This window comes from Oligoflexus sp. (assembly GCF_035638955.1).
In the GTDB taxonomy this organism is placed as follows: domain Bacteria; phylum Bdellovibrionota_B; class Oligoflexia; order Oligoflexales; family Oligoflexaceae; genus Oligoflexus.
In genome coordinates this window covers 1-26,149 of record NZ_DASQYZ010000033.1, presented here as the reverse complement: position 1 = coordinate 26,149, position 26,149 = coordinate 1, and the positions used below count along the sequence as shown (strand labels likewise).

24 protein-coding genes and 1 pseudogene are annotated in these 26,149 nt (G+C 52.3%); 12 read left to right on the top strand and 13 right to left on the bottom strand.

The window, feature by feature from the left end; translation table 11 throughout:
* Positions 1-212 precede the first annotated feature (212 nt).
* A complete protein-coding gene (locus VE954_RS03905) occupies positions 213-887 on the bottom strand; it encodes a glutathione S-transferase (RefSeq protein WP_324949868.1) in 675 nt (224 codons plus the stop codon).
* A 158-nt stretch (positions 888-1,045) separates the two neighbouring features.
* Between VE954_RS03905 and VE954_RS03900 the strand changes: the two genes are divergently transcribed.
* Positions 1,046-1,663, top strand: coding sequence for an SCE4755 family polysaccharide monooxygenase-like protein (locus tag VE954_RS03900; protein ID WP_324949866.1), 618 nt, complete (start codon positions 1,046-1,048; stop codon positions 1,661-1,663).
* On the opposite strand, the gene miaA is transcribed toward VE954_RS03900, so the two are convergent.
* Positions 1,644-2,549: a tRNA (adenosine(37)-N6)-dimethylallyltransferase MiaA gene (miaA, locus tag VE954_RS03895; RefSeq protein WP_324949864.1), complete on the bottom strand. Its 906-nt coding sequence runs from the start codon at positions 2,547-2,549 to the stop codon at positions 1,644-1,646. The genes VE954_RS03900 and miaA overlap by 20 nt on opposite strands.
* 14 nt (positions 2,550-2,563) lie before the next feature.
* Complete coding sequence (gene mutL, locus VE954_RS03890) at positions 2,564-4,867, bottom strand: DNA mismatch repair endonuclease MutL (RefSeq protein ID WP_324949862.1); 2,304 nt, start codon at positions 4,865-4,867, stop codon at positions 2,564-2,566.
* 38 nt (positions 4,868-4,905) lie between these two features.
* Between mutL and yihA the strand changes: the two genes are divergently transcribed.
* The gene (gene yihA / locus VE954_RS03885; RefSeq protein ID WP_324949860.1) at positions 4,906-5,508 is read left to right on the top strand and encodes a ribosome biogenesis GTP-binding protein YihA/YsxC; all 603 of its coding nucleotides are present in this window, start codon (positions 4,906-4,908) and stop codon (positions 5,506-5,508) included.
* On the opposite strand, the gene VE954_RS03880 is transcribed toward yihA, so the two are convergent.
* Complete coding sequence (locus VE954_RS03880) at positions 5,496-5,747, bottom strand: hypothetical protein (RefSeq protein ID WP_324949858.1); 252 nt, start codon at positions 5,745-5,747, stop codon at positions 5,496-5,498. The two genes, yihA and VE954_RS03880, sit on opposite strands and share 13 nt — an antisense overlap.
* A 272-nt stretch (positions 5,748-6,019) precedes the next feature.
* Between VE954_RS03880 and lpdA the strand changes: the two genes are divergently transcribed.
* Together lpdA and VE954_RS03870 are read left to right on the top strand one after the other, a co-directional pair.
* The gene (gene lpdA / locus VE954_RS03875; RefSeq protein ID WP_324949856.1) at positions 6,020-7,411 is read left to right on the top strand and encodes a dihydrolipoyl dehydrogenase; all 1,392 of its coding nucleotides are present in this window, start codon (positions 6,020-6,022) and stop codon (positions 7,409-7,411) included.
* A gap of 54 nt (positions 7,412-7,465) precedes the next feature.
* The gene (locus VE954_RS03870; protein WP_324949854.1) at positions 7,466-8,782 is read left to right on the top strand and encodes a dihydrolipoamide acetyltransferase family protein; all 1,317 of its coding nucleotides are present in this window, start codon (positions 7,466-7,468) and stop codon (positions 8,780-8,782) included.
* 5 nt (positions 8,783-8,787) lie between these two features.
* On the opposite strand, the gene VE954_RS03865 is transcribed toward VE954_RS03870, so the two are convergent.
* A complete protein-coding gene (locus VE954_RS03865) occupies positions 8,788-10,614 on the bottom strand; it encodes a sensor histidine kinase (protein WP_324949852.1) in 1,827 nt (608 codons plus the stop codon).
* A 314-nt stretch (positions 10,615-10,928) separates the two neighbouring features.
* On the opposite strand from VE954_RS03865, the gene ccsA reads away from it, so the two are divergent.
* From ccsA to hemC, 3 genes are read left to right on the top strand one after another with little or no spacing between them, the layout of a single operon-like run.
* Entirely contained in the window at positions 10,929-11,735 is an 807-nt protein-coding gene (gene ccsA, locus VE954_RS03860) for a cytochrome c biogenesis protein CcsA (RefSeq protein ID WP_324949850.1), read from the top strand.
* Positions 11,728-13,041, top strand: a complete 1,314-nt coding sequence (gene hemA, locus VE954_RS03855) for a glutamyl-tRNA reductase (protein WP_324949848.1) — start codon at positions 11,728-11,730, stop codon at positions 13,039-13,041. The genes ccsA and hemA overlap by 8 nt, the downstream gene beginning before the upstream one ends.
* The gene (hemC, locus tag VE954_RS03850) at positions 13,038-14,042 is read left to right on the top strand and encodes a hydroxymethylbilane synthase (RefSeq protein ID WP_324949846.1); all 1,005 of its coding nucleotides are present in this window, start codon (positions 13,038-13,040) and stop codon (positions 14,040-14,042) included. Before hemA ends, hemC begins: the two co-directional genes overlap by 4 nt.
* A gap of 9 nt (positions 14,043-14,051) precedes the next feature.
* Here the strand turns inward: hemC and VE954_RS03845 are convergent, their stop codons facing one another.
* Positions 14,052-14,891, bottom strand: a complete 840-nt coding sequence (locus VE954_RS03845) for an HAD-IIA family hydrolase (protein ID WP_324949844.1) — start codon at positions 14,889-14,891, stop codon at positions 14,052-14,054.
* 199 nt (positions 14,892-15,090) lie between these two features.
* Here VE954_RS03845 and rlmN point away from each other — a divergent pair, with 199 nt between their 5' ends.
* Positions 15,091-16,194 carry a 23S rRNA (adenine(2503)-C(2))-methyltransferase RlmN gene (gene rlmN, locus VE954_RS03840; RefSeq protein ID WP_324949842.1) on the top strand — a complete coding sequence of 368 codons (1,104 nt, stop codon included), beginning with the start codon at positions 15,091-15,093 and terminating at the stop codon, positions 16,192-16,194.
* Here rlmN and VE954_RS03835 read toward each other — a convergent pair.
* The 4 genes from VE954_RS03835 to tmk form a co-directional block, all read right to left on the bottom strand.
* Complete coding sequence (locus tag VE954_RS03835; protein WP_324949840.1) at positions 16,191-16,793, bottom strand: thymidine kinase; 603 nt, start codon at positions 16,791-16,793, stop codon at positions 16,191-16,193. The genes rlmN and VE954_RS03835 overlap by 4 nt on opposite strands.
* A 68-nt stretch (positions 16,794-16,861) precedes the next feature.
* Entirely contained in the window at positions 16,862-18,121 is a 1,260-nt protein-coding gene (gene ricT, locus VE954_RS03830) for a regulatory iron-sulfur-containing complex subunit RicT (protein ID WP_324949838.1), read from the bottom strand.
* A gap of 21 nt (positions 18,122-18,142) precedes the next feature.
* Positions 18,143-19,150: a hypothetical protein gene (locus VE954_RS03825; RefSeq protein ID WP_324949836.1), complete on the bottom strand. Its 1,008-nt coding sequence runs from the start codon at positions 19,148-19,150 to the stop codon at positions 18,143-18,145.
* A gap of 8 nt (positions 19,151-19,158) precedes the next feature.
* A complete protein-coding gene (gene tmk, locus VE954_RS03820) occupies positions 19,159-19,809 on the bottom strand; it encodes a dTMP kinase (RefSeq protein ID WP_324949834.1) in 651 nt (216 codons plus the stop codon).
* Positions 19,810-19,997: 188 nt separating this feature from the next.
* Between tmk and VE954_RS03815 the strand changes: the two genes are divergently transcribed.
* From VE954_RS03815 to VE954_RS03800, 4 genes and pseudogenes are all read left to right on the top strand, one after another.
* Positions 19,998-20,612 (top strand): serine/threonine-protein kinase, encoded by a 615-nt coding sequence (locus VE954_RS03815; protein WP_324949831.1) that lies wholly within the window; start codon positions 19,998-20,000, stop codon positions 20,610-20,612.
* Positions 20,609-20,806, top strand: a complete 198-nt coding sequence (locus VE954_RS03810; RefSeq protein WP_324949829.1) for a hypothetical protein — start codon at positions 20,609-20,611, stop codon at positions 20,804-20,806. The genes VE954_RS03815 and VE954_RS03810 overlap by 4 nt, the downstream gene beginning before the upstream one ends.
* Positions 20,796-23,129, top strand: a complete 2,334-nt coding sequence (locus VE954_RS03805) for a recombinase family protein (protein WP_324949828.1) — start codon at positions 20,796-20,798, stop codon at positions 23,127-23,129. Before VE954_RS03810 ends, VE954_RS03805 begins: the two co-directional genes overlap by 11 nt.
* A gap of 18 nt (positions 23,130-23,147) precedes the next feature.
* Positions 23,148-23,333, top strand: a pseudogene (locus VE954_RS03800) (IS481 family transposase); the annotation flags it as partial.
* Between the two features lie 306 nt (positions 23,334-23,639).
* Here VE954_RS03800 and VE954_RS03795 read toward each other — a convergent pair.
* From VE954_RS03795 to VE954_RS03785, 3 genes are read right to left on the bottom strand one after another with little or no spacing between them, the layout of a single operon-like run.
* The gene (locus VE954_RS03795; protein WP_324949826.1) at positions 23,640-24,317 is read right to left on the bottom strand and encodes a hypothetical protein; all 678 of its coding nucleotides are present in this window, start codon (positions 24,315-24,317) and stop codon (positions 23,640-23,642) included.
* 36 nt (positions 24,318-24,353) lie between these two features.
* Positions 24,354-24,809 carry a hypothetical protein gene (locus VE954_RS03790; RefSeq protein ID WP_324949824.1) on the bottom strand — a complete coding sequence of 152 codons (456 nt, stop codon included), beginning with the start codon at positions 24,807-24,809 and terminating at the stop codon, positions 24,354-24,356.
* Positions 24,785-25,945 carry a hypothetical protein gene (locus tag VE954_RS03785; protein WP_324949822.1) on the bottom strand — a complete coding sequence of 387 codons (1,161 nt, stop codon included), beginning with the start codon at positions 25,943-25,945 and terminating at the stop codon, positions 24,785-24,787. The genes VE954_RS03790 and VE954_RS03785 overlap by 25 nt, the downstream gene beginning before the upstream one ends.
* Positions 25,946-26,149 lie beyond the last annotated feature (204 nt).

Below are 26,149 nucleotides of genomic sequence, written 5' to 3'. Positions count from 1 at the left end.
CGTCTTCCCTGGAGAGATCGGGAAAAAGGCCGAGTAAGCCTCAGCAAGAGCCCTGGTGCCCGACCGGCCAGGGAAGCGCTGAACGCCCGAAGGCCAGGAATCTCCATCCATAGCCCTTGGCTTGGGTGGAGAGGTTTAAGTCCTTTATTCCTTAATACGGCACAAATAAGCCAATATAGCCAGAACCTGAAAGAATGTGACCGATCAAAGGCTCAGATCGGCATTCCAAAATCCCCGACCTTGGCTTCAGCTTTTTGCCAGGCGGGGCGTTGCTTGATGCGGCTCATAAAGTCCTGGACCTTCGGATACTGACCTGCAGAAGCCCCGCGGGACAATCCCGCATCCACGGGATAACTCATCTGAATGTCGGCCGCCGTGAATTGATGGCCTGCGAACCAAGGGGTCTTCTGCAGCTCCTGGTCCATGAAACCATAGTGAAGCTTAATCTGCGGCCCGATGTAAAAAGACCGAACTTTGCCCACCATGCCTTTGACAATCGGCTTCACAAAAAACGGCATTTTAGCTTTTTGCACCTCGCCAAAGATCAAAGCCACCAAAAGCGGCGGCATGAGCGAACCTTCCGCATAGTGCAGCCAATAGTTATAACGCAGGCGCTCCGGCGTCCCCACTGCGGGTCGCAGAAGATTTTTCGTGTCGTAGCGATCCAGCAGATATTCAATAATCGCCCCGGATTCAGCGATCGTCTGTCCATCATCCGTGATAACGGGTGATTTACCCAAGGGATGGACGGCCTTCAATTCGGGAGGAGCCAGCATGGTCTTGGGGTTACGTTTATAGACTTTGATTTCATAGGGCACGCCCAATTCTTCCAGAAGACAGAGAACACGCTGGGAACGCGAGTATTCCAAATGATGAACAGTAATCATGGATGAACTCCTACCGCGAAGGCTCTATCGCTTTTGATATTCCATATCCGACACACATAAAATAACCAGCTAGGCAAACGATTCATTGGCTGCTATTCCATAGCACACAATCTGTGTCTCACAAACTGTCTTATTCGATTATGAAGAGGAGAAGCCCCATGACTTTGCGTGCATCCCAACTGGTTCTGCCTTTGGCCTTGTTACTTGGCAGCAGCGCCTCCGCTCATTTCGATCTGGATAAAGCCGGCACTTTGAAATCCCGCTACGGTCGCAAGGAAATCAAAAAAGGACCCTGTGGACGCCTCAACGGCGAGCGCAGTACCAATGTTTTCACGTTTGAACCCGGCGCAACCATCCAGGTTGCAATCGATGAATTTATACCGCATCCAGGATATTTTAGAATTGCCTTTGATGAGGATGGGGATGATGATTTTGTGAACCCTCAGACCGTGCTGCCCATCAACCGCGAATGCATGAATGATCCTCGGGATAAATGCGGAGCGGCGGATTTTTACAATACGCCGAACGTCCTGCTGGATAACCTGGATCCCCATAAGGCCGGATTTCCAGGCAAAAAATTTAGCTGGGATGTGAAGCTGCCGGATGTGGAATGTGACAATTGCACGCTGCAGGTGATTCAGGTGATGACCGATCCGTTCCCCATTCATGCCCCCTATGATCCTTCGTACACGGGGGATGATGTGTACTATCAGTGCGTGGATCTCGTGCTGAAGAAAAAAGCTTTGCCTGAAGCACCTAAAAACCCGAATTCCTGAGTATTTCAAACAGCGGATCGATCGGCGATCCGCTGATCCATGTGGCATCGAAGTGAACTTTTTTAAACCAGGTTTCCTGACGTTTCGCATACTGCCTTGTGGCAATCTGGATTTGCTCAGGAAGCTCGGCTTCCTTGATCTGGCCCGATAGAAACCGCACGACTTGAGCATAACCTATGCTTTGCATGGGTTTCGATTGCGGGTCAACGCCTGACGCCAGCAGTTGACGAACCTCTTCAATCAACCCCCCTTTCAGCATCTGTTCCACACGGTGTTGGCTGCGTTCCTCAAGAATCGGTCTTGGGCACAGGACACGAATGGCAAAGGCCCGATTGCGTTCCTCGGATTTTGGGGTTTGCTCGCTTAAAGGTTTGCCCGTGAGCATGGCAATCTCCACCGCACGCTGCAGGCGGTAGCGATCGTTGCGATGCAGCTGGGCCGCACGCGCTGGATCCAGCGTCTGCAGGCGTTCGTGCAGAGCGTCGTTGGACCAGGTTTCCAGTTCCTGCCGCAGGCTTTCGCTTTTGGGAAGATCATGCCAGTTGTCCCGCCAGAGCGCACGCAGATAGAGCCCCGTGCCGCCGACAACGAGCGGCAGTCGATCCCGACTGCGGATGTCTTGAATCAGAGCTTCCGCGGCTTCGGCAAAGCAGCTGGCATCATAATTTTCATCGGCGTTAACGACATCCAATAGATGGTGGGGGACCAGAGCTTGTTCCGCGACCGACGGTTTTGCCGATCCGATATCGAAGCCCCGATACAGCTGCACAGAATCACAATTGATGATTTCGCCGCGGAGGCGTTGGGCCAGTTCCATCGCCAGGGCGGATTTGCCACTGGCGGTGGGACCGGCGATCACGAGGTAATCCTGCTGAGGAGATGACAAAGCTTCCTTCCCCATCAGCGATCAAACCAGGCGGCGACCTGGGCGAGTTTCCACCAGCGGAAGACCCGGCGGCCGTGCGGACAGTTGTGATAGAAATCCACCGATTCCGCTTCGCGCAAAAGGGCTTTGAGTTCGGGCTCCGGCAATTCCTCACCAGCGCGCACCGCGGCGTGACAGGCCATCGTTGCCAGCACATCATGAGCCAGTTCGGACGGTTTATCCCGGCCGCCCAGGATGGCCACGAGAAGGCTATTGAGATCTTTGTTCACGAGTAGACTCGGCACAGCCGAGACTTCAATCTCCGTGTCACTGATTCCATGGATCTGGATACCCAGAGCATCGAGCGCGTCTTTCATATGGACGAGACGCTCGCATTCCGTCGGACTGAAAACCAGGACCTCCGGCATCAGCAGGGGCTGCGTGCGTCGCAGAATATCGGGGTTCTCGACCAGGCGTTCATAGAGTACGCGTTCGTGAAAGGCATGCTGATCGATGGCCAGCATCTGCTGTTGGTATTCGAACAGCAGAAAGCAGCGGGCGAACGAGCCGACAAATTGAAGATCATTCCAGGGGATCACGGTCTGTCCATCCGGGGATGGGACCGAAGCCTTCAATGTGGCAACAGCGGACGGCGTTCCGCGCGCCTGCATTTTTGCCGAAGCGTTGGTGACGGATCGAAGGTCTGTGGGCGGTTTTAAACCGGGACTGGTTAATCCCGTGGCTGCGTTCTGCGCACTGCGATCAAACTTTGATACGTGGGCTGAAGCTTTGGTAGCATCCACGCCCGCGCCTGAGTTTCCAGACGCACTACGATCGACAAGAACGGGTTTGCCTGGCACCGATGCGCTGGTTTCCTTGGATTCCAAAGGAGAACGTGCGGCAGGCATCGAGCCAGCGGACGATGAAACTGCCGTCTCGGCACCTCCAGAGGAACCGCCTTTCAAGCCACGCTCATGGCCATCATGGGCCTTCGCTACAGAATGAGGCGTGTCAACCTTGGCAGGAGGTGTCGCCTGCAGGGACGCCCCTTTTGCGGTCGCGGAGGTGGATCGCATGGCAGCGGGTTCCGTGAATCGTTCGGCTGCATTCGATCGAGTCTCTGCTGATGTTCGCTCTTCTTTTGCGGTCTCCGCAAAACCTTGCGACAGATCAAGCGACGGCTGCACGCGGGATGGCGTGCGCGAGGGTGTGGGCGGTCCAGCATCGAAGCGCATCACGGTACGTTTAACGTCATCATCGGCTGGGTTTTGTGGGAGCGCCAAATCAAAATCATCAGGCAGGCTATCCACAGTTTTAATCGGTGGGTTGGCACTGGCCCAGTTGCCATCTCGCAGAGCTTCCCGGATCGCATAAACCAGCGCGTTCTGAACTTCCTGCGCATATTGAAATCGCAGCTCAGCTTTGGCCGGATGCACGTTCACATCCACCAGCGCCGGATCCACTGTCACGTAAAGCAGGGCGATGGGAAATTTTCCCTTCATCAGGTGGCTGTGATAACCCCGCTGCACGGCAAAGCGCAGCAGTTTATCCCGCACCCAGCGTCCATTCACAAACGTAAAACAATGGCGCGCCGTTCCCTTATCCAGACCCGGCGGTGAAATCAACGCCTCGACGTGCGCATGACGATCGGGCCGCTGCACATAAATCAGCCGACTGGCGTCTTCGTTGCCTATCAATGACGCCGCGCGGGCGCGCATGGTGGCTTCACCGCTTTTCAAAGCCGGACTCACAGCAAACACTTCACGATCGTTATGCAGAAGGGTAAAACCCACCGTCGGCAGCGATAAAGCCAGGGCCTGCATAAACTCATGGCAGGCGGCAAATTCCGCTGCGGCCGTTTTCAAAAATGAACGGCGTGCCGGCACATTATAAAAAAGATCCGCCACCGTCATGATCGTGCCCGGTGATCCTTGCCAAGGCGTATCTGTTTGTTTGCCATCTTCGATATGCACGCGATGTCCGCGGTGTTCGCGTGACTGCGTTTGCAAAGTGAAGCGACTCACCGAGGCAATGGACGCCAAAGCTTCCCCACGGAAACCCATGGTTCGCACCTGAAACAGGTCATCCACTGCCTGTAATTTTGAAGTGGTATGGCGTTTCACAGCCAGAACGGCGTCATCCGGATGCATACCTAGTCCGTCATCCTGAACTTGAATGAGCTGGCGGCCGCCGTCTTTCAGGATCACCTTGACATGTGTCGCCCCAGCGTCTATAGCGTTTTCCACCAGTTCTTTAACGACGCTCGCGGGCCGTTCCACTACCTCGCCGGCTGCGATCTTGTTAATCAGCTCGTCATCGAGTAAATGTACCCTGGCCATCGGCTACCCTTTTCGCGGAACATGAGGTCTTGTCAGACATGGATTGCAGATATATCACCAGCGCCCTCAAACCGGAACAACTTCCTGATTTTCACCAGCCCGAAGTTGCCTTCATCGGCCGCTCCAACGCTGGCAAATCGAGCCTGATTAATGCGCTTTTGGGACATAAGACTTTGGCCCGAAAAGGCCGCACTCCCGGTCAGACTCAGATGATCAATTTTTTCTCAGTGAACGGCAAAATGGTGGTCGCGGATTTACCAGGATTTGGTTTCAGCGCGATCGATAAACACGTCGCAGAAAAATGGCAACCTTTGGTGGAAGCCTACGTGCGCCGCGATAATATCCGGGATTTTATGTTTCTAATCGACTGCCGTCGCGAATTAACCGACGTCGATGACGAATTGATGTTTCTCCTGAGTCGTCAGCTGCCGCTCTATGTATTGCTGACTAAAACCGACAAAATCTCGCGCCAGGCTTTGCAGACACGCATGCAAAAGCTCAGCAAGGAATTGGCGATGAAGGGGATTGAAGTAAGAAAAATTGTCGGAGTATCGAGTATGAAACAAACCGGCCTGGAAGATATTCGGGCCGATTTGTTCGCCTGGATGGAAGAAGGCCAAGGCGATACTCAGTCGATCTGAGCCTGTCTTTTCATAACCTTTTGGCACACATGCCAGAGTTCATCTTTTTCTTCCAAGCGATTCATCAAAGTCCCAAGCCTATGGGACAGAACGCCCACCAGCTCACGGGGATCAATGTCATCGTCTGCCAGATGACGCAAGAGTACCTGGTCGATCTCGTCAGCCATCTTCACAAGCTTGTAAGTAACTGTTTCTTCACGACGTTGTTCAAGGGTTTTGAACTCAAGGACTTTGGCCATAGGACCTCCTTGCGTGGGCGCGTTTGGCCCTAATTTCCCTATAACTCTTGTCGGACGAAAGGTCCGCCTAACTTTAACTATACCAAATATTCTCTTTAAGGTTCACCATTTAATAGTGTAAGTTTCCCCGTTATAAATTGAGCCTCGGCCTTGCCGTCGAGCAGATTCCCCCAGTTCCGACCCCTTGGCCCACAGGGACGCCCTTCTCTTGTGAGAGAGCAAGCCTGCACTTGATCGGGGTTGGCCGGGGAGACCCCTCGCAGGAGAAAAATATGACAGCATCCTATGATCTGGTGGTGATTGGTTCCGGTCCTGGTGGCGAAGTCGGAGCCCTCAAGGCTGCGCAATTAGGACTCAAAGTCGCCTTGGTTGAAAAGTCGGAAAACCTCGGCGGAACCTGTCTCAACTGGGGCTGTATCCCCACGAAAGCCTTGCTTCATTCCGCAAAAACCTGGGATAAACTGCAGCATGTGGAAGAGCAGGGATTCAGTACGGGGCCGGTGAGTTTCAACTGGGGAAAAATCCTCGAGCGCAAAGAAAAAATCGTCGATCAGCAACGCAAAGGCCTGCGGTTTCTGATGAAAAAAAATAAGATCGACACCTTCGAGGGCCATGGCCGCCTGGAAAGCAAAACCTCGGTCAGCATCACCGATAAAGCCGGCAAGGTTACGACAATCCAGGCCAAATCCGTTCTTCTGGCAACCGGCTCACGGGTCCGTGAATTGCCATTTGCGAAATCGAACGGTAAAAATATTCTCAATTCCGACCACATCCTTTTCATCGATCACATTCCCAAAACCATGGCCATCGTCGGCGGCGGTGTGGTGGGGACTGAGTTCGCTTCACTCTTTGGCCGCATGGGTACTCAGGTCACCATCATCGAACTCGCACCGCAAATTTTGCCTACTGAAGATGGTGAATGCGTCAAGGAATTGGAACGTCATCTGAAAAAACAAAACATCACCATTGAAAACGGCAGCAAGCTGCTGGGTGTTGCGGATGATGGCAAACAGGTCAAACTCTCGGTCGAAGGCAAACCCGACCGCATGTTTGATAAGGTGCTCCTGTCGATTGGCCGCGAGCCCGTGACCGATGATATTGGTTTGAATAAAGTGGGTCTCACCACCGAAAAAGGTGGGTTTCTCAAGGTTGATGATCACTATAAAACGGCTGTCCCCAATATCTATGCGATCGGCGATATCATTCCCACCCCGGCTCTGGCCCATACAGCCTCGGCCGAAGCGTATCATGCTGTGGAAGTGATCGCGGGTCATACGCCACCCCTCATCAACTACGCGGCGAACCCTGGCGCCATTTACTGCTTCCCGGAAATCGCCAGCATTGGTTTCACCGAAGAAAAGTGCAAAGCCGATAAACGCGAGTACAAGATCGCTAAATTTCCCTTCGCCCCGATGGCCAAGGCCAAGATCGAGGATGCCACAGCCGGCTTCGTCAAGATCATTTACGAACCGAAATACAAGGAAATCCTGGGCGTCCATATCATCGGCAACACGGCCACGGAGATGATTGCCGAATTTGCTCTGGGCAAGGTTTTGGAAACCACTTTGGACGAGATCGCTCACACCATTCATCCGCATCCCACGATTTCGGAAACGATCGTGGAAGCGGCTCACGTGGGCACCGGCGGCGCCATTCATATGTAAGCAGGGGCGGGTGCCACGCACCCGGGGCAGAGATATTAGACATCAACGGAGTTCATGATGGCAAAGGTCACAGAGGTTTTGATGCCCTTGATGGGTGAGGGCGTGCATGAGGCGACCTTGACCAATTGGTTGATCAAAGAAGGCGAAAGCGTTACCAAAGACAGTCCTCTTCTGGAAGTCTCCACGGATAAGGTGGATACGGAAATTCCGGCGCCGGCTTCCGGCATTCTCGTCAAAGTCATGGTCCCGATCGGCAGCGTGGTGAAAGTCGATCAAGCCCTGGCCATTATTTCGAGCGAGGCAGGCGCCATGGTCACCACCGAATTGCCCGCTGCGCCCTCGTCCCAGGCCAGCACGACTCCGCCCATTCCCAAAGAGCCGTCCGCGGATCGCGCTCCTGACGATCACGAACATCAGGATGATTCGCCTCTGCGCAGTTCACCGCTGGTTCGGAAAATGGCTCAGGAACTCGGCATCAATTTGAATCAGGTTCGTGGCAGCGGCATGCATGGGCGCATCACCAAAAAGGATCTCCTGGACTTTGAGCAGGATACCCCCGCCGTGATGAGCAAGCCCGCACCATCGGTACCGGCTGCGAAATCCACACCGATGCCTATGGCCACTCCCCACACGCAGCTGAAACTGGGCAGTGTCGATGGCCAGGAAACCCTGGAAGGGGTTCCGGTTCGCCGCGAGCCCATGACCCGCATGCGGCAGCTGATCGCTGATCACATGGTGGAATCCGTGCGCGTGTCACCGCATGTGACAACGGTCTTTGAGATGGATCTGCATCAGATCGTCAAGCTTCGTGAAAAGCATGGTGCGGAATTTCAGAAACGCGAAGGGTTCAAGTTGACGTTTACGCCCTTCTTTATTCACGCCGCGGTGCAGGCTATCAAGAAGCATCCTATCGTGAACACATCAGTGGACGGCTACGATATCCTTTGGAAGAAGGATATTAACATCGGCTGCGCGGTGGCCCTGGAAAACGGCCTGATCGTGCCTGTGATCAAGCAGGCCGGTGATTTGAGTCTGGCAGGCGTGGCTCGACGTTTGAATGATCTGGTGGTGCGCGCGCGCAATAAAAAACTCAAGCCGGATGATGTGCAGGGCGGCACCTTCTCTATCACCAATCCGGGTGGCTGGGGCAGTATCACCAGCAACCCGATCATTAACCAGCCGCAGGTGGCCATGCTGGGCGTCGGCGCCATTGTGAAAAGACCGGTCGTGATTGACGATATGATCGCGATTCGCCCCATGATGATGGTAAGTTTGACCTTTGATCACCGCGTGATCGATGGTGAAGGCGGCTCGAAGTATTTGGCGACGTTTAAAGAGATTATTGAAAACTACCGCGAGGTGCCGATCTAAGTGGCTTAAGCCACCTCCTGGTCTCTCTTCAGTTCCGGAAGCTCGAGGACAAACGTGGTATGGGCAGCCTCGTCATCATAGGTGAGGCGTCCACCATGTTCCTCGGCAATCCGCTGCGAAAGACTTAAACCAAGGCCGGTGCCTTTGCCGGCGGGTTTGGTCGTAAAAAATGGATCCATGATCTTGTGCCGAATCGCCTTGGCTATCCCTTGACCCGAATCGACCACCTTGATCTGCACAAGGCCCTGACTCGAACGTCCCAATTCCACACGGATCCAACGCTCCGGCTCGCTCTCACTGTCGATGGCATCGACGGCATTGGCGATCAAATTAATGAGAATCTGGGATAACCCGAAGCCACGCAGCCTCACAAGGGCTTCGCTCATCATCAAGGGGTCATGAATCATCAGCCGAATCTCATATTTGCTGAGCTTATCCTCGGTAAACTCCAAGGTCTCACGCAGGATCACATCAATTTTCTCGGGTCTTGCGTCTTCAGAATTGATATCTGTACGCGAAAGGCGCCGCATCGAATCCACAATACGCGCGATGCGGCTCACCGTCCTTTGTACCTGCTCCAAACCACTTTGCAGAATCGCTGGTTCCAGATTCTGGGCATGAAACTTTTTCAGGAGAACAGCGACGCGCCCATTGATGACGGACAGTGGATTGTTGATTTCATGCGCCACGCCTCCCGCCATTTCTCCAAGGGCTGTGAGATGCCGCGTGCGGGCCAAAGTCAGCTGGGCCTTTTTGCTTTCCGTGATATCCAGCACCAAAGCCAGCGAACCTTCCAGATCCTCAAGATCATCGAGCTCGGGGTGAAACAGAACATACATCCAGATCGCCGACCCATCCTCGCGACGACCCTGAACCTCGCCACGCCATATCTCTTTTCGCGTAATGGAAGCGATCATGTCATCCACCAGCTCGGCGTCTTCGATCCCCAGAACCGATGCGATACTGTGCCCCTGCACGTGCATATCGTGAAGCGCGCGAAGCTGACGAAAGCCTTCATTGATCGACACCACTTTATGCTGCGGATTAAAAATCAACACACCCGCGGTGGCATCGATCGCCGAACCGAGATCCCGCAGGCGCCTCACCTCGCGGCTGATCAATTCCAGGCGGCGGGTATATTCGCGGTTGGCCGTGTCCCGCTCCATGAGCTGCTGCTGCTGGCGACGGCTTTGCCAGATCATGTGAAGACTGGAAGCTATGAAAATCAAAAGCCCAATGATAATCAGCCCCGCCAGACGCAGGACATTTTGCGCGCTGCTGACGATATCAGCCTGCATACGTTTGACGTAAAAATCCAGAGCTCCAATCAGACGACGCCTGGCCTCGGCAGCAGCCTCATCACTCTCGGCCTTGGCTGCAGTGGCTCGCTTCATTTGACCCCAGCCCAGTTGTTGAAAGACTTCATCTCCAGCCAAACGCATACGGGTCAGGTCGCGATCCGCCCATTGAATCAGCTCACAACCGTCCTTTTGTTGCTGCGCATGATCGGGAATTGCACAGTTGGTCTGCTGACCATCCCCATCCCTGCGTGTGAGGAGATCAAGTTCAGTCTGGGCTGTCTGCATGGAAAGGGCAAAAGCCAGCTGATGCTGGCTGATCCAAGCATCGGCAAAAACTCCGTTGCTGTGCTCACCCGCATCCTCGACCGCTTGAATGGTCCGATGCAGGGAGTCAATCACGCCTTGCTCAAATCCGTCATCGGACGCCTCACAGGCCAAGAGTCCCGAGCCCAGGCAAAGGACAAGACCTGCAAGGCGAACCTGCAGGGTTGCACGAGACACTAGGGTCGAGCTTGCTTTGCCTTCAGCCATGGAACTTAAAATTCCTCTCTGATTCTCCAGGGTCTATCGGATCATTTTCCCATGAATCAAGGATTTTCTTGGGAAAAGCCGCAGCCGCTGCCAACCTCGGGCGATGCTTTCAAGAATCGGCCTGTTTTCAAAAGTCACCAAATCCCAGCTGATCCCGCTAAGCCGCAGGAGAAGATTCGTTGCACTACGGCAATAAATATCCACTCTCTCGTGCTAAACTGGTTGTGAGGCGGCGAATCCTTTCTTGAGCTTGGGCTTCCTTTTGTGTCATAAATGCCCTGGCTTCGATCCATCCAGTCCTTAGGGGGCTTCACTTGAATTTCTATCATTTGGGTGTCATATCAGCCCTGATTGCATTCGCTGGCTCTTCAGGGCTCTATCTTCACAGTTTTTCCAAATCCAGTACGCAGGAAAAAATTCATCGGGCAGCGTACGCCATGTTCATGCTGGCTGCATTTCTGATGGCCTTTAACACGGCCAACGCCTTTTTCTACAACATGAAGCACCTTACCAGCAGCTTTGTCCTGATCACGGCGACAGCCTGGATCACCATCCTTGCTCAGGTCTTTTTCAACCTGCGCATCGTGGGCTCCATCGTCGCCCCTCTGTCCACCTTGATTATGCTGATTCAGTTTTTCTTCGTGGCCCCGCATGGCGAACCCAGTGTGGAAAGCACAGGCATTCTCATGTCGGTTCACATCATCGTCAGCGTCCTCGGGGAAGCTTTCGCGATCATCGCCTTCGTGATTGCCGTATTCTATCTGGTTCAGCAGCGGGCCTTGAAAAAGAAACAGCTCAATCGACTCCAGCACACTCAGGTTTCGATCAGCAAATTGAATGATGCTCTGATCCTCACCATCTGGCTCGGATTTATTTTCCTCACCTGTGGCCTTATTATGGGAGCCATCTATTCCCAGTTTTATTTTACCGGAGATCGCATGACTCTTCTGGGAAAAGTACTGTGGGCCTTTCTCGTCTGGCTCTGGTATCTTGTTACCCTCCTGAGTCGTAATTTTTTCAATCTTTCGGCCAAACGACTGGCATGGATGACGATCCTCGGTTTCGTCCTGTTGGCCATCGGCTTGTTCGGCATCAATAACTGGAGTCACGTGATTGGCTGAGAAGGTTCCCATCCTATTTTGCGTTGGCACCAACCACGAGTCAGCGGGTTTGGATTTCCGTGAGACTTTGTTTTTGAGCCGGGAGGAGATCGATGTTTCGCTCCCCCAGGTGATACAAAAACATGGTCTGCGCGAAGTCATGGTCCTCTCGACCTGCAACCGGCTGGAACTCTATGGTGTCATGGACAGCACGGAAATGTCGTCGCAGCACCTGCGCGAAGTCTTTATCGATTTGCAAAGATTTTGCCCGAATCCCAAGCAGGAACTGGACGAGGAAATCAAGCATCGCAGCTACCACTACCTGCATAAGGAAGCGGCGCGGCATGCGTTTTCCGTAGCCTCCGGTCTCGATTCCCTGGTCCTTGGGGAAACGCAGATCACAGGCCAGTTTAAAACCGCGGCGCAGTTTGCGCAGGAAAGCGGAACGCTGGGTCCCATTCTGAAACGACTGACTCAGGAAGCGTTTTCTTCATCCAAAAGAGTCCGAAGCAGCACGGATATCGGCAAAAAACCGGTCTCGATCAGTCATGCCGCGATCGATCTGGCCAACCGCGTCTACGGCGACATTGCCGATTGCCGGGTCCTGATCATCGGCGCCGGCGAGATGGCTGAAATCGCCGCCAAATATCTTTTGAAGTACACGCCCAAGGAACTTTTTGTCTGTAACCGCACGCTCTCCCGGGCCGAGAATCTGATTGAAAAGGTGGGCGTTGGTATCGCCTATCCCTGGGAAGAACTGAATGAGGTTTTGGCCCTGTCGGATGTGGTGATCAGCTGCACGTCAGCCAATGAAATCGTGCTCGATAAGCCGCGTATTCAAAGGTCGCAGACGGTACGCAATAAGCCTGTCTTCCTCATCGATATCGCCCTGCCGCGCGACATTGACAAAGCCTGTGCGGAACTGGAAGATGTCTATCTCTTCGATATCGACGATCTGAAGCAGGTCGTCGGTGAAAATTTCGAGGAACGTCGGCGTGCCGCTGAAAAAGGCAAGCTGATCATCGTCGAGAATGCCGATGGCTTTGAAAAATGGTTGGGCAATATCAACCTCAAACCGGCGCTCGGCAGTTTCCGCGAGTACCTTGAAACCCTCATCAATCAAGAGTTTCAAAAATCGTTTGGCCGTTCGCCACTGAATGCGCTGGACGAGAATCAGGTGAAGGCGGCGGAAGCCATGCTGAAATCCATCATCAATAAAATCAACGGCGACGCGGCGCGAATTGTGCATAACCCACCGGTTGGTTATTCACCTGAAAGCATGGCGGAAGCGTTGAAAAGTCTATTTCCCATGGATAAAAACTCATGAATACTCCTCGTAAAGTTCGCATAGCAACCCGCGGCAGTCAGCTGGCTCTTTGGCAAGCCAATCATGTGTCGAGCCTCTTGCAGGCCCGCGGCCTCAGCACCGAACTCAATATCATCAAAACCCAAGGCGACCGCGTGCAGGATCGTTTTCTGCATGAGATCGGCGGCAAGGGTCTGTTTGTGCGTGAACTCGAAGAAGCCATGAAGGCCGGTGAAGCCGATATCGCGGTCCACAGTCTGAAGGATCTGCCCGCACGCATTCCGACCGGCTTCCAATTGGCTGCGATCCTGCCTCGGCATATTCCTCAGGATGCTCTGATCTTCAATCCTAAATCTCTTTCGCGTTTGAAAGTGCCGACCGGCACCTTTCTCAGCAAAGCGGATTTGAAAAATATGGGACCCATGACCATTGCCACGGCCAGTCTCCGCCGTCAGGCCCTCCTCAAAGGATTGGGGAGTGAGATCAATCTTGTGCCCGTGCGTGGCAACGTGGATACGCGGATTCGTAAATTGAATGAAGGCGACTGGGACGGTTTGATTCTCGCGGGCGCTTCCCTGGAGCGCCTGAGCCTGGATCACCTGCCGCATCGCCTGCTCGCCGATGAATGGTATGTTCCCTGTGCCGCGCAAGGTGCCCTGGCGATTGAAACGCCAGTCAATAGTCCCTTTGCCAAGGATCTTGCCACGCTGAGCGATCCCACGACGTACGCCTGCGCGACCATGGAACGCCTGATTCTGGAAAAACTCGGGGGTGATTGCACCATGCCTTTCGGTGCATTTTTCTTCCCTGATGCGAAAAAAGGTGAAACGATTGCGCGTGCCCTGGTCCTCGACTACGAAGGTCAGGAAGCTCGCTATGTGCATACGTTCAAGGGCCTGCCCGCAACTTTGAATCCGGAAGCGTCATGCCAGACGATGCTGGAAGGCTTGAATAAGGCGGGTGTCACTGAGATTCTGCATGCTCTTAAGATCAAGGCCCCCATTCTGGGCGACCTTGCCTGAGCTTCGGCCTTAGGACGCGGGATACTGTCCAATACGGGCTTCCAGACCCATCATGGAAGCCAGGATTTCCCGCTGCTGCTGAATGAATTCCACCGTCATCGCATCCACTGAATCAATGATCACATCCGGCGAATACGCGAAACGATGCATATCAGCTGCCTTGGTGCCGCCTGACATCACCAGAATAGTGCGGAACCCAAGCTGCACGCCGCCGAGAATATCCGTTTCCATGGTATCGCCGACCATGATCGTTTCACCCGTCTGCAAACCAAGACGCTTGCGAGCCGCGCGAAAGATCACGGGACTTGGTTTGCCAGGGCTGAAGGCACGATAACCGGTGGCTTCCTCGATCATTTTCACATAAGCCCCGCAGCCGGGACGGACACCACCATCCTGAGTGGGGCAGTTGGCGTCGAGATTGGTGGCAATGAGCTTGGCCCCTTGATTGACCATGTGGACAGCCTTTTCCACGTTTTCAAGCGTCATGGTTCGGCCTTCACCGATCACCACAAAATCCGGACGATTATCAACAATCGCGATTCCCACGCGATCCAAGGCATTCAAAAGTCCGCCTTCGCCAATGACATAAGCTGTCCCGCCTGGCTTATGCCCGCCTAGATAATTGGCCGTGGCCTGGGCGCTGGTGAAGATGTGATCCTGAGTGACATCAAAGCCCATGCGTTGCAAACGCGTGGCGACATCCATCGGCGTGCGCTGACTGTTGTTGGTGAGGAACATAAAGGGCACCTGAAGTTTATGCAAACGTTCGATAAACTCCACGGCTCCGGGAATGATCTGGGTTCCCCGGTACACGACGCCGTCCATATCGATCAGAAAACCCATCTTCATAAAACGTGCTCCTCAAGGTAAGCTCGCAGTTCCCTCGGATTGTCGCCTCAGCAGGGCTTGAAATTCAAGTCAAAACGGGGACATCGCGGAACAATGGCTCGTCTTTAACCTACCGTTTCGACCGGGAAATCCGATTCGGAATTGACTTTTTTCCGGTATTTTCTGTATCTTAGCCCGATTTTATCGCCCGAGGTACCGCATGCAAAAGCCGCATTTTCTTAATTTTTCCCGCCTGGAATATCGCCAACTTCTGAAAGATTGGGGTATGCAATCTTTTCGTGCGGACCAGATCGCTCATTGGATTTATAAAGCCGGTGTGCGCGATCCCGAGCAGATGAGCAATCTCGGCAAGGATATGCGGCAAAAGCTCTTCACTGAACTTGACTGGCATATGCCGGAAATCATCAGCAAACTTGATTCCGTCGATGGTTCCACCAAGCTGCTGCTGAAAAGTCATAAGGGTCACACCATTGAATCCGTGATCCTGCGCTATGAAAACCGCACGAGTCTTTGCGTTTCGAGTCAGGTGGGTTGCAAACTCGCATGTGACTTCTGTCAGACGGGCAAGCTCGGCTTTGTGCGGCATCTGGAACGCGGGGAAATTTTAAGTCAGCTTTATCTGGCCAATGAAATCCTGAAGCCGGAAGATCTGCGCGTCACGCATGTGGTTTTCATGGGCATGGGTGAGCCTCTCGATAATTATGAAAATACCGTCGGCGCCGCCAACGTGATGATGGCCGAGGATGGCTTCTTTCTCTCAGCGCGTCATGTGACTTTGTCGACCTCCGGCCTCGCGCCAGAAATCGAGCGCCTGGCATTGGATTCGCGTGCGTCGTTGGCGTTATCGCTGCATGCGTCGCGCGATGATCTGCGGACCTCGCTGATGCCGATCAACCGTCGGTATAAGCTGGAGCGTCTCAAGGAATCTCTGCTGCATTATCAGAAAACCACAGGGCGCAAGATTACGATCGAATATATTCTGATTAAAGATACCAACTGTGGACTGCGCGAAGCCAAGGAGCTGGTGAAGTTCCTGCATGGTCTGCGCACCAAGGTGAACCTGATTCCCTTCAATGCCCATCCGGGTCTGCCCTATGACCGGCCTTCGGATGAGGATATTCGGACCTTTCAAAAATATTTGGCGGATCGTTCCATCCCGGCTCCGGTTCGTTATTCCAAGGGTCTGGATGTGTCGGGTGCCTGCGGTCAGCTCGCGGCCAAGCACGCGGAATCGATTCATGCGATTCCGGAGCGCAAGCGCCTTGTGATCAAGGATGATACACCGATTGGGATTTCAGGTTAAAGCGTTGAGGGGGACTCAGCCTCAGTCGGATGAGTCTTTTGAAACGCGCTGAAGTAGCAGTCGCAACAGCTAGGCAGATATTTTTCCTCAGCACCCAGCTCGACCGTGGGTCCAGCCAGAGTCGGCTTACCGCCCAAAAGCTTCAGATTGAACACAGCCTTTTTATTGCAGAACGCACAGGTGGTTTTAATTTCCTCGAGGGCATCCGCCAACTCCATGAGTCGCTGCGCCCCAGGAAAGAGCTGCGTGCGAAAATCCGTCCGCAGCCCGTAACAGATGACCGGTACATCCAATAAACGCGTGACCTGACGCAGCTGCTCAATCACATGCGGCGTCAGGAACTGGGCTTCGTCCACGAGCACGCAATGATAACCACGCAGCACGCTGAGTTCCAGCTGGCTCTTGTCATCCACCAAAAGGTCCGCATCGCGGGTAAGTCCGGCCCGGGAACGAATCACGCCTGCTCCAAAGCGGGTATCCATCCTCGGTTTGATGAGAAAGACGCGCTTATCCTGCTGCTGATAGGCGTGGGCCACGGCGAGAAGATTCAGAGTCTTCGCGCTGCCCACGGTACCATAACGAAAATAGAGTTTAGCCATAAGCCTGAGCCTTCGCTTTCTGATTGAGCCAAACGCCTCAGCCTTCGGTTCGTGATTCAGCCATCGCTTTAACTTTCGCTTCCTGAGCCTTCGCTTCCTGAGCCTTCGCTTCCCGATTCACCGCCACCCTTGTTCTCAGGCTGGCCACGCGGAATAATTTTAGGCGCGATTTTGGGTCGATCGCCCTGGTTGGGATTGGGCTTGGCTTGCGGCGGCTGACCGTCACGCGGTGGCCTTGGCTTACGGTTCTGATTTTGATTCGGCTGAGCCCGCTGCTGATCGCGACCTTTGCCCTTCGCATCCTGCTCCGGCCTTGGGCCATTGCTGGGACGATTTTCGCGCGGTCCACGAGCCGGACGTTCCTGCGGCTGCAGCTTACGGGTGCCTTCACGACCATGAATCGGTTCAGCGGCTGACTCGCGATGCTGTGCGACTTCTTCGCTATCATCCAACGCCGTGATATCACCTTCACCCATGAGCGAACCGAAATCGAGATCGCTACCCCAATCATCATCCACCACACCCTGGCGGGCATCGACCACTTCGAGTTCCTTGATAGGAATCGATCGTTGTTCGCCGCTATCAAGCTCGACCAGCATGGTTTGATTCAGGATATCGCCTTTGATGACATCACCGTAGCTTTCATCCACGAGCCGCACGCGAGCGCCCTTGGGCAAAAGTTTATGGCGAAGATCGGTATAGGTATCGTCTTCATAGGTCAGGCAGCAGAGCAGACGACCGCAGCCGCCTGAGACCTTGCTGGGATTGAGGGCGAGGTTTTGATTCTTGGCCATTTTGATGGAAACTGGCACAAATTCCCGCAGGAAACTCGAGCAGCAGAATTCGCGTCCACAGATTCCAATTCCACCCGAAAGCTTGGCTTCATCGCGAGCGCCAACCTGCTTGAGTTCCACGCGCGTTTTGAGTCCACCCGCAAGTTCCTTGACGAGCTCGCGAAAATCGACGCGGCCAGGTGCCGAAAAATAAACGATGACCTTGTTGCCACCAAACTGGATCTCAACATTGATCACGCGCATTTCAAGGTTCAGATCCCTGATCTTGTCCTTGGTAAAAGTATCGGCGAACTCAGGCGTCAGCCGTCCCGAGGAATCGCGATCTTTGCGTGAAGCAATACGCACAATGGGTTTCAAGGATTCCGATGGCTCGGCTTCAATATAGGCAACCCGTTTGACTTCAGCCAGACTCGGACCGCGCTCGGTTTCAACCACAACCCGATCACCGATGCTCAGGCGAAAATCCTTGGCATCGAAATCATATATTTTGCCGGCTCGCCGAAACTGGACACCGACAATATTTATTCCGTTCATCACTCGATTCCTCGTTGCGATTTAAAAAGCAGTGTCTGAACCCAAAGCTTCGGCTGCCAACTGAGCATTCAGAAAGTTATGCCCCTGCCCGCCACCGCGGTAAATTTGTTGCAGTATCCTTCGCCGCTGCCGCAACAGACGCGGATCTGGCGCACCAATAGAAGCGGGCCAGTGCGAAGGGCGTTCTGCGATGAGGCCAAGGTTCCATTTATAATATCGATTTAATAGCAGCTCGAAGTGCTGAGCAAGCTCATTTGCCTTCCAACCCTGCTGTTTCAGAAGGTCCTGGAGTTCGTAGAGCTCGCGACCTTCCAAAGGCTTGAGCAGCAAGGACGCCAAACGATACTGGGCATCCTGGTCAACGGAGTTAGCCATTTTTAAGGCTAAAAGAGCCCGCCCCGGAGCCAGACTGTAACGTTCCAACGCGTCATGGGCATCCTGCTCGGTGACCGTGAGACCGGCCTCTTTAGAAGCAGCCATCAACCAGCTCAGGCTAAGATCCAGTGGAGGCGGCTGAACATGCCAGCGCACGAGGCGTGAGGTGATCGTGGCCAGCAGCTGACGAGGACGACTGCTGGAAATCAGCACGAGCGACCGCGGCGGCGGCTCTTCAAGCGTCTTCAGGAGACGATTGGCAGCCTGATCATTCATGTCCTCGATATCAACGATCACGACCACGCGATGGGCGCCGGATGACTGGTAACTGAGGTGTTCCTGAATGGCTTCCGCTTCCGCCACCTTCATGGACCCTTCCGTCTCAACCCACAGCAGATCCGCCTGATAGCCTTGCATAACGGAGTGACAACCCTGGCAGTGGCCGCAGGCCGCCTGGCTTTCGCAGTAAATCGTCGCGGCCAGACGGGCCAGGAGTTTTCTTTTCCCAATGGCAGGTCGGCCTTCGAACAGCAGGACCTGGGGCAGTCGGCCACGTTCCGCAAGATCATGAAAGGAGGTCACAACATCCCGAAAACCAATCAGGTCGTCAAAGGATCGGACAGGACCGCGGGGGATATCTTCAGTTTTTCGCAAGGATCTGCTCATATATTCCAACGTTCACGAATCGCATGCATGGCGCCTTGAACCATCTTTTCAGGCGTTTCCTCAGCGTTGATCAAAACAATACGCTCAGGAAATTTTTTCGCCAGAGCCTGGTAAGCGCTGCGTAGCTGCTGATGCATGGCCTGGGAACCACCATCATAGCGATTGAGAACTTCCTGGTCACGACCTTTCGCTTTTTCACGCGCGGTGATGCGTTGCATGGCCAGCTCAGCAGGACAATCGAGCACAAACGAGAGGTGGGGATGACAGTTGCCGACGGAACAGGCGATAATGGGTTCCAATACTGCCGAATCGAGGCCGCCGAGCGAACCCTGGTAAACCCGCGTGGAGTCATAAAAACGATCACAAAGGACCCAGGACCCCCGCTCCAAAAGTGGTCCAATACGGGTCGCCACATGCTGGGCGCGCGCCGCGGACACGATCAGGAGTTCCGTAATGGCTGTCGGTTTATCACCTTCGGGCGGATGCAGAAAGAGTTCACGCAGACCATCGGCCAGCGGTGTCCCGCCAGGTTCTCGGGTCAGGACGACGGGAATACCCGCAATCGCCAGAGCCTGACTCAGGCCCTGAGTAAAGACTGATTTGCCGGCACCTTCGCCGCCTTCGACTGTAATAAATCGCGCTTGCAATGCTGGGACCCCTTGTTAAGGCCAGGACGGAAACTTTCATTATTACCAGATAGTCGGCCTTTGGGCTGCAAGATTCAACTCTTAGCGAACAGCCAAAAGTTCGATGGAAGGTTCTGACTACACTTTTTTCAGGAACCGCCGAAACAGCCATGGGATAGCCCTGTTAGCTAGGAACGCAGGAAGGGTCGATGGCGAAGAACACATACGTGTTAGGCAGAAGAATTGCCCGAGGCGGTATGGCCGAGATTTATCTTGGCATAGCCGTGGGTGAAGCTGCCTTTCAAAAAATCGTCGCCGTAAAACGGATTCTTCCGCATTATGCGCAGGACCGCGAATTCATCGAAATGTTTCGTGACGAAGCCCATATTTGTAAGCGTCTGCAGCATAACAATATCGTGCAGGTTTACGATTTTACGGAAGTCGACGGCTCGTATGCTCTGATCATGGAGCATGTGGACGGCGCGGATTTGCGTTCGCTCCTGTCGGCCTGCGAAACGGCCAAGACGCGTCTGTCTCTGCCGATGGCTCTGCATATAGCAGCCTGCGCGGCACGTGCCCTGCATTATGCCCATACCAAAGCCGATGAAATCACGAGCGAGGCCCTGGGCATCGTGCATCGTGATATTTCACCGCAAAATATTCTCATCAGTTATGAAGGTGACGTCAAGATCACTGACTTTGGGAACGCAGTAATACTTTACAACAATCCTCTCGCTAGTGGTCGGCACTCTTTGCCCAGCCTCCCCGGTTCGAAGTTATGTGACAATTGTCATATATCCTTGCAAAGGCGAGTTCGACCATGAGTGAAAAAATACCGAAGTTATCGGCAAAACTCTATCAAAAACTGGCTCAACTTCTGACAGAAATGGATCAAAAGTCCACGCCAAGAATTGTGCTGACGCAGGAAGAGAAAGCCGTACATGAGCGGTACTTTAAGGCATTCATGAATGGCCAGGCAACGGCCGCTTCCGAACAGGACCAGGATAATGCAGCGTAGCATCAAAAACAGTGAGCGATATTCCCGAATCAAAGAAGCTATCCAGACGTCTGACAAAACAACGACCTGGGCGAACAAAAAGTCCGAAAAGCAAATTCCTAAAGTCGCCATCCTTTGCCGTGTCTCGTCTCTCAAGCAAGAAAAAGACGGAACCATTGAACAACAGCGCTACACCTGCCAGAAGCTTTACCAAGATCACTTTGAAAGCCAGGCACATGAGTTTGTAGGCGAATACGCCGATGAAAACTACAATCTTGAATCCAAGGATACGAAAAGGAATTTCTGGAAACTCATGGAGGCCATCCGGCGTGGAGAGGTCAATACCGTTATTACGGTTAACATCGACCGGATATTTCGCGGGGCCACCAAGCAGCTTAACGGCGAAATCTCCGATATTTTCACACTGGCCAAGCTCGTACTCATCACGACATCGCAAAAAAAGCAATATGACCCCACAGATATCACGAGCCGGATGGTTGACGGATTCCTGCAAGAACTGGGTCCATCTGCAAAGCTGGATATGGTGGCCAAACTGCAGACCTCAAGACGTAAAGTGCTAACAAAGGATGAGAAATGGCGTCTCTCCATTGTACCCTATGGCTATAGGGTCAAAGTTGTAGGCACCGGCAAAAATAAGACGTACGTCTATTCAGTCGTCGAAGACGAGGCCGAGATTGTTCGCGACATCTTTCGGCTGTACGTTGGCGAAAAGACCCAGACTCTCCCCGCTGCAGAACTAATCGAACCTCTGGGCGTAAAACGCATCAGTCAAATGTTGAACCAATTGAAGATTGACAAGTCTGCATGGTTGGCATCAATCCCTGAAGGGCATCAGGCACTCAATTGCTGGCTTGGACCAACAATAAATCGTATGATCAGAAATCCTATGTACAAAGGGGAGATGGTCGTCGTTTTTGGAGAAACGAGGCCGGGCAGCGCATACACTGCAGATGCGGTGGTTCAAAAAATAAATGTACCATCGATTGTCAATGATGAACTGTTCAACCGCGTTCAACAAATGCGGGAGAAAAAAGCCGCCCAATGCTACGATATCATGCAGACCAGCGCTCAATACAAAAATTGGCTTCATCGGAAAATTCGGTGTCCAAGCTGCGGCGATCTCTTACGTGGCATGACATCAACTCACGACGATCGATACTATTCATGTCCCAAACCAGGAACTAGAAGCGAAACAGGGACGGTTACAAAACACAGAACGTTCAGAGCAATCGACATCGAAGAAATGCTCGGTACTTTCCTAATGGAAAAACTGGGCAAAGGTCTTTTGTATCATGAACTTTTTCGAGGACTATCATCGGTAGATGATTCCCATCATAGACTCACACAGCTATTAAAAGATTTGGATTTTACGAAAGAGAAGAAATCAAAACTTGACAGCGAACTCACAAAGCTCACTGACTATCTTTTAAAAGGCATCATTGAGCAGGACCAATACATCGCTCATAAAGAACGGATTTCGGCAGAAAAATCCAAGGACGATGAAAAAATCAGAAAATTTACTGATGAGATCTCGTTTCTTGAATCCAAGAAAAATGACGTTGTAGAGGTTATAGACGATTTAAAAGCTAAGTTCGAAAAACTGTTAAAATCAAATCCTGAATTCATGTGGGCATTCCTTCGTGAAACAACCGATGAACTGATAAATTTCGTCGAACTCAAGGAATTTGACTTAGGCATCGACAAAATGGAAATAGCACAGATATTTCAGGCTTATCATCAGGGATTGATTGTTCCAAAGCAGCTGTATGATTTGGGCTGGAATTCTCGAAAGATCTATAAAATCCTCGGTAAATCGGGGCGCAAAGCAGCAATGAATTTCGAGATTATTGTCCACTGGGTCACAGGTGAAAAGACAGTCTTAGACCCGAAAGAGTTGAATCTAGACAAAGTTCCGCATTTTGAACCTGAACAAGCAAAGGTGCTGAGAAATCGGCGAACAAATGATGAAAAAAAAGCAATAGTGGCAGAGCTTCTGCAAGGCACCAAGCTTTTTGACGTTGGCAAAAAGCACGGAATCAATACGACAGTTCTTAGCAACTGGAAAAGTCAATTTAAGGCAGAACTTCTAGAGACACATAAATCAGAAGTGCCAGAAGCCAACGAGAACTGTCCATCACCAGAATTGCAAGAATCAAAGGACAAGCGCGGCAGTTACCGGAAATGGCCTGATGAGATGAAGAAAGTGATCGTTGCGGAAATACTAAAAGGAAAGCCAGCTGCAGAAGTATCTGCGAAGTACAGAGTCGCTCAATCGGTGCTAAGTTCTTGGAAGAGAGAGCTTAGTGTGGATCCCAGTATTTAAAGCAATCTGAAGTCCCCCGAGACGGCCCTTCCCGGCTACCTTGACTCGCAGGATACTTTCTGTGTCGGTACCCTCAAAGGCGTCGGCCGCATCTATCAGCAGACTTTCGTTGATACCTATTCCAAGGTCGGCATTTGCACGCTCTACGCGACCAGAACGTCCATCACAGCCGCCGATTTGCTCAACGATAGGGTCATACCCTTCTCGGGTGCGTGAATGGCTCTGGAGCAACCTGCCGCGCATAGATCGGAAGCAGAGTCCTAAGGCCTGGGTCAGGACAATATTTGCTTATGGCTACACAAAAGGTTTCGATGAACTAACTCCACCTTATGATGTAGAGGAGACGATCAACCTCGCCTTGAAGCTGAGAATTTATGTGGAATGGAGCGTCATTCCCGCGGACAGGCGACCGGGCATGCCGGGAATGGCTTTAACGATTGAGGTGACTTTCTGCCCATTGTGGAGAACATGTATCCAATATTTGTGAGGCGCCTCAAAGACGCCTCCACGTCATTGGATAATCGCAGGTTTCCCTACAGACACCACATCGGCAACCAGCACATCACCAAGCTCAACGTCAAATCCGTATACATCGAGATTAACCTTGATCTCCTCGGAGCAGACAACATCAGCTGGAACCACAATTGCTGGCTGGAAGGTAGGCGCAAGTTCGTCGTCATCTGTCAGAAGAATCACTTTGCTCTTTGTTATAACAGAGCTTCCGCAATTGGCGGATAAAAACGACCCTTTAATACCTGCGAAACTTGTCACTTTCAATGGCTTGATTGTCAAGGAAATCACTTTTGCAGCACTCCTAGCAAGGCCCGCATCCGCAGCCGGAAGGGTGAAAAGTGAAAAAGTCTTTTTTATCTTCACAGGCTCACTTCGGTCTGATCCTGTAGGCATAGGAGTAGCCGTGGGTGTGGGAACCGGATTGGAACCGGACGTTTCATCTTGTGGAGCTACTGCTTGAGGAACCACCTCTGGGACAACGGGATCCTTTTTCGATGATTTTGAATCCGAACAGCCAATAAAAATCACAGCGATACCCAGGAGAAAAAAGCTTTTGTTCATGATAGTAGAAATCCTATAGTCTGGAAGATGAAAACGCCAGTTATCATAAAAGTGCAACGCTGCTTGATCGAAATCGCCTTTAAATCCTAACATTTGATCGAAATTGCTGAGCATATATGACTATTGAAGCCAAATTCCAACACATAGGCCTTACCGTCCTGCAATTGACCAGTCAATTGGCACAGACATCCACTCTTCCCCTCTTACGACCTTTCTCAAATCTAGCTCAAAAATATGAACAATAGTTCTCACGCATCGCTCAGCATAGCGCTCCCAAGTTTCATCGTCTTTTCTAACGGCTAAATCTCGGGTTTTTCCTTTGGACTTCCACTTCAGGTAGTCGCTGAGACTGAATTTATCACCATCCAGGTTTTGATGGATAAAAGCTTCTACGCCCAATCTCTCCATTGCGAACACATTGATAACACGTCCGTAAACTTCGTGATGATACTGGTATTTTACGGAATTGGAACTTCCAAGTTTCTTTGTTTCTACAGTTCCACGTGTATATCCAAGCGAATCAAGGTGGTGGCCAAGAGGAGCAATAGCAATTGACGCCTTTTTTTGAAGTTCAATTTCGCTCATTGTTTCCGGAAAAGGTTCCATAGCACTTCAATCTCCATGTCATAGAATGCGCTGGGGGTTGTCAGCCCATTAGGATTTCCAATATCAATGACTGTCACACCGTCTTGCAACAATTTTTCGGCCCATATCTTATTTTCCTGGTACATAAGGGTTTCCGGTACTTTATCGTAAGGGACATAACCATCTGGATAGCCTTGTCCCAAGTTTTTAAGTTGAACAAATGCCTCGTCTGAAGGTGTAAATGTTCTCACCTGAAATCCCTCAGCTCGTAACTCAGTAGCCACATCCTTGACTCCGACCAAACCTCTACTTGGGTTTCCCATGCTCATCCCGACAACGGCAACGGAATTCGGACTTCCAGCGATAACACGCTGGGGATGGAGATTTACCGGCAGTTTCTGAAAAGCTGCTGCAAACTTCTCGGCGGCTGGCAGAGCCACCAGCTCAGGGGCACGCAGTGCCCGCCCCATGTTCATGGCTGATCGTAGAGCGCTGATGCCCATACCTAAGAGTTGCGTCCCGGCAGGAACAAAAGCGAATCCAACGTTGACCAGTGCCATATCCCTTTGAAAAGGTGAGAGAGCTTCACCGGTCCAGATACTTTTGCCGGATCTATACTCATACCAGCTTTTAGCCAGGCTTACCGCCTCAAGCCCAATCGCCACTAAGGCACCGGGTGGGCCAAAAGCTAAAGCTGCAACAGGTGCAAGAGCGATCGCTGTATCGGCCAACGAATAGGCGAGTTTCAGCCCTGGATCACCCGAAGCCACCTTGCCTTTTGCATAATTTAAATCAGCTGAATTCAAAACCTCCTGACTGTTCGCAATCAACTGCTTGGCGACGGCGCGGCCTTCGTTGGTTTCCGGAGCCGATTCAACAGTGCGCCGGCCATAATCAATATAGCTTTGCGCGCGGCGAACCGCGATTCCTTCGACGGATTCTGAAGAAGTGTTATGGTTAGGCCTCTGAACAGGCTTGTCAATTGAAGGGATCTTTTGTAAGGAACTTGTCCCGGCGGCGTCTCTTTTTTTCTTAAGATCGTCGAGTTGCTTCCGCAATTCATTGCTATTGGCGATGGCCTTTTTCTCTATCTCATCACTGACCTGTTGACCCAGCTCGGCATTTTTAGTTTTCAATGTGGTCTGAAGAACTGTCATGGCATTCCGAGAGTCCGTTGCCATCTGCTTTGAAGCGTTCACTGCCGCTGTGAAAAGGCCGCCTGTCGCGGCGAGTTATAAAATATTTGCGAAAGTCGGGGAGGCTTTCATCTCAAAGCGAGGAAGTCTGTATTGCTGATCAATCGAGTGCTGAAGATTTGACGCTATCTCATTTGAAAAGAGCTTCCATCTCAAGCCGGGTAG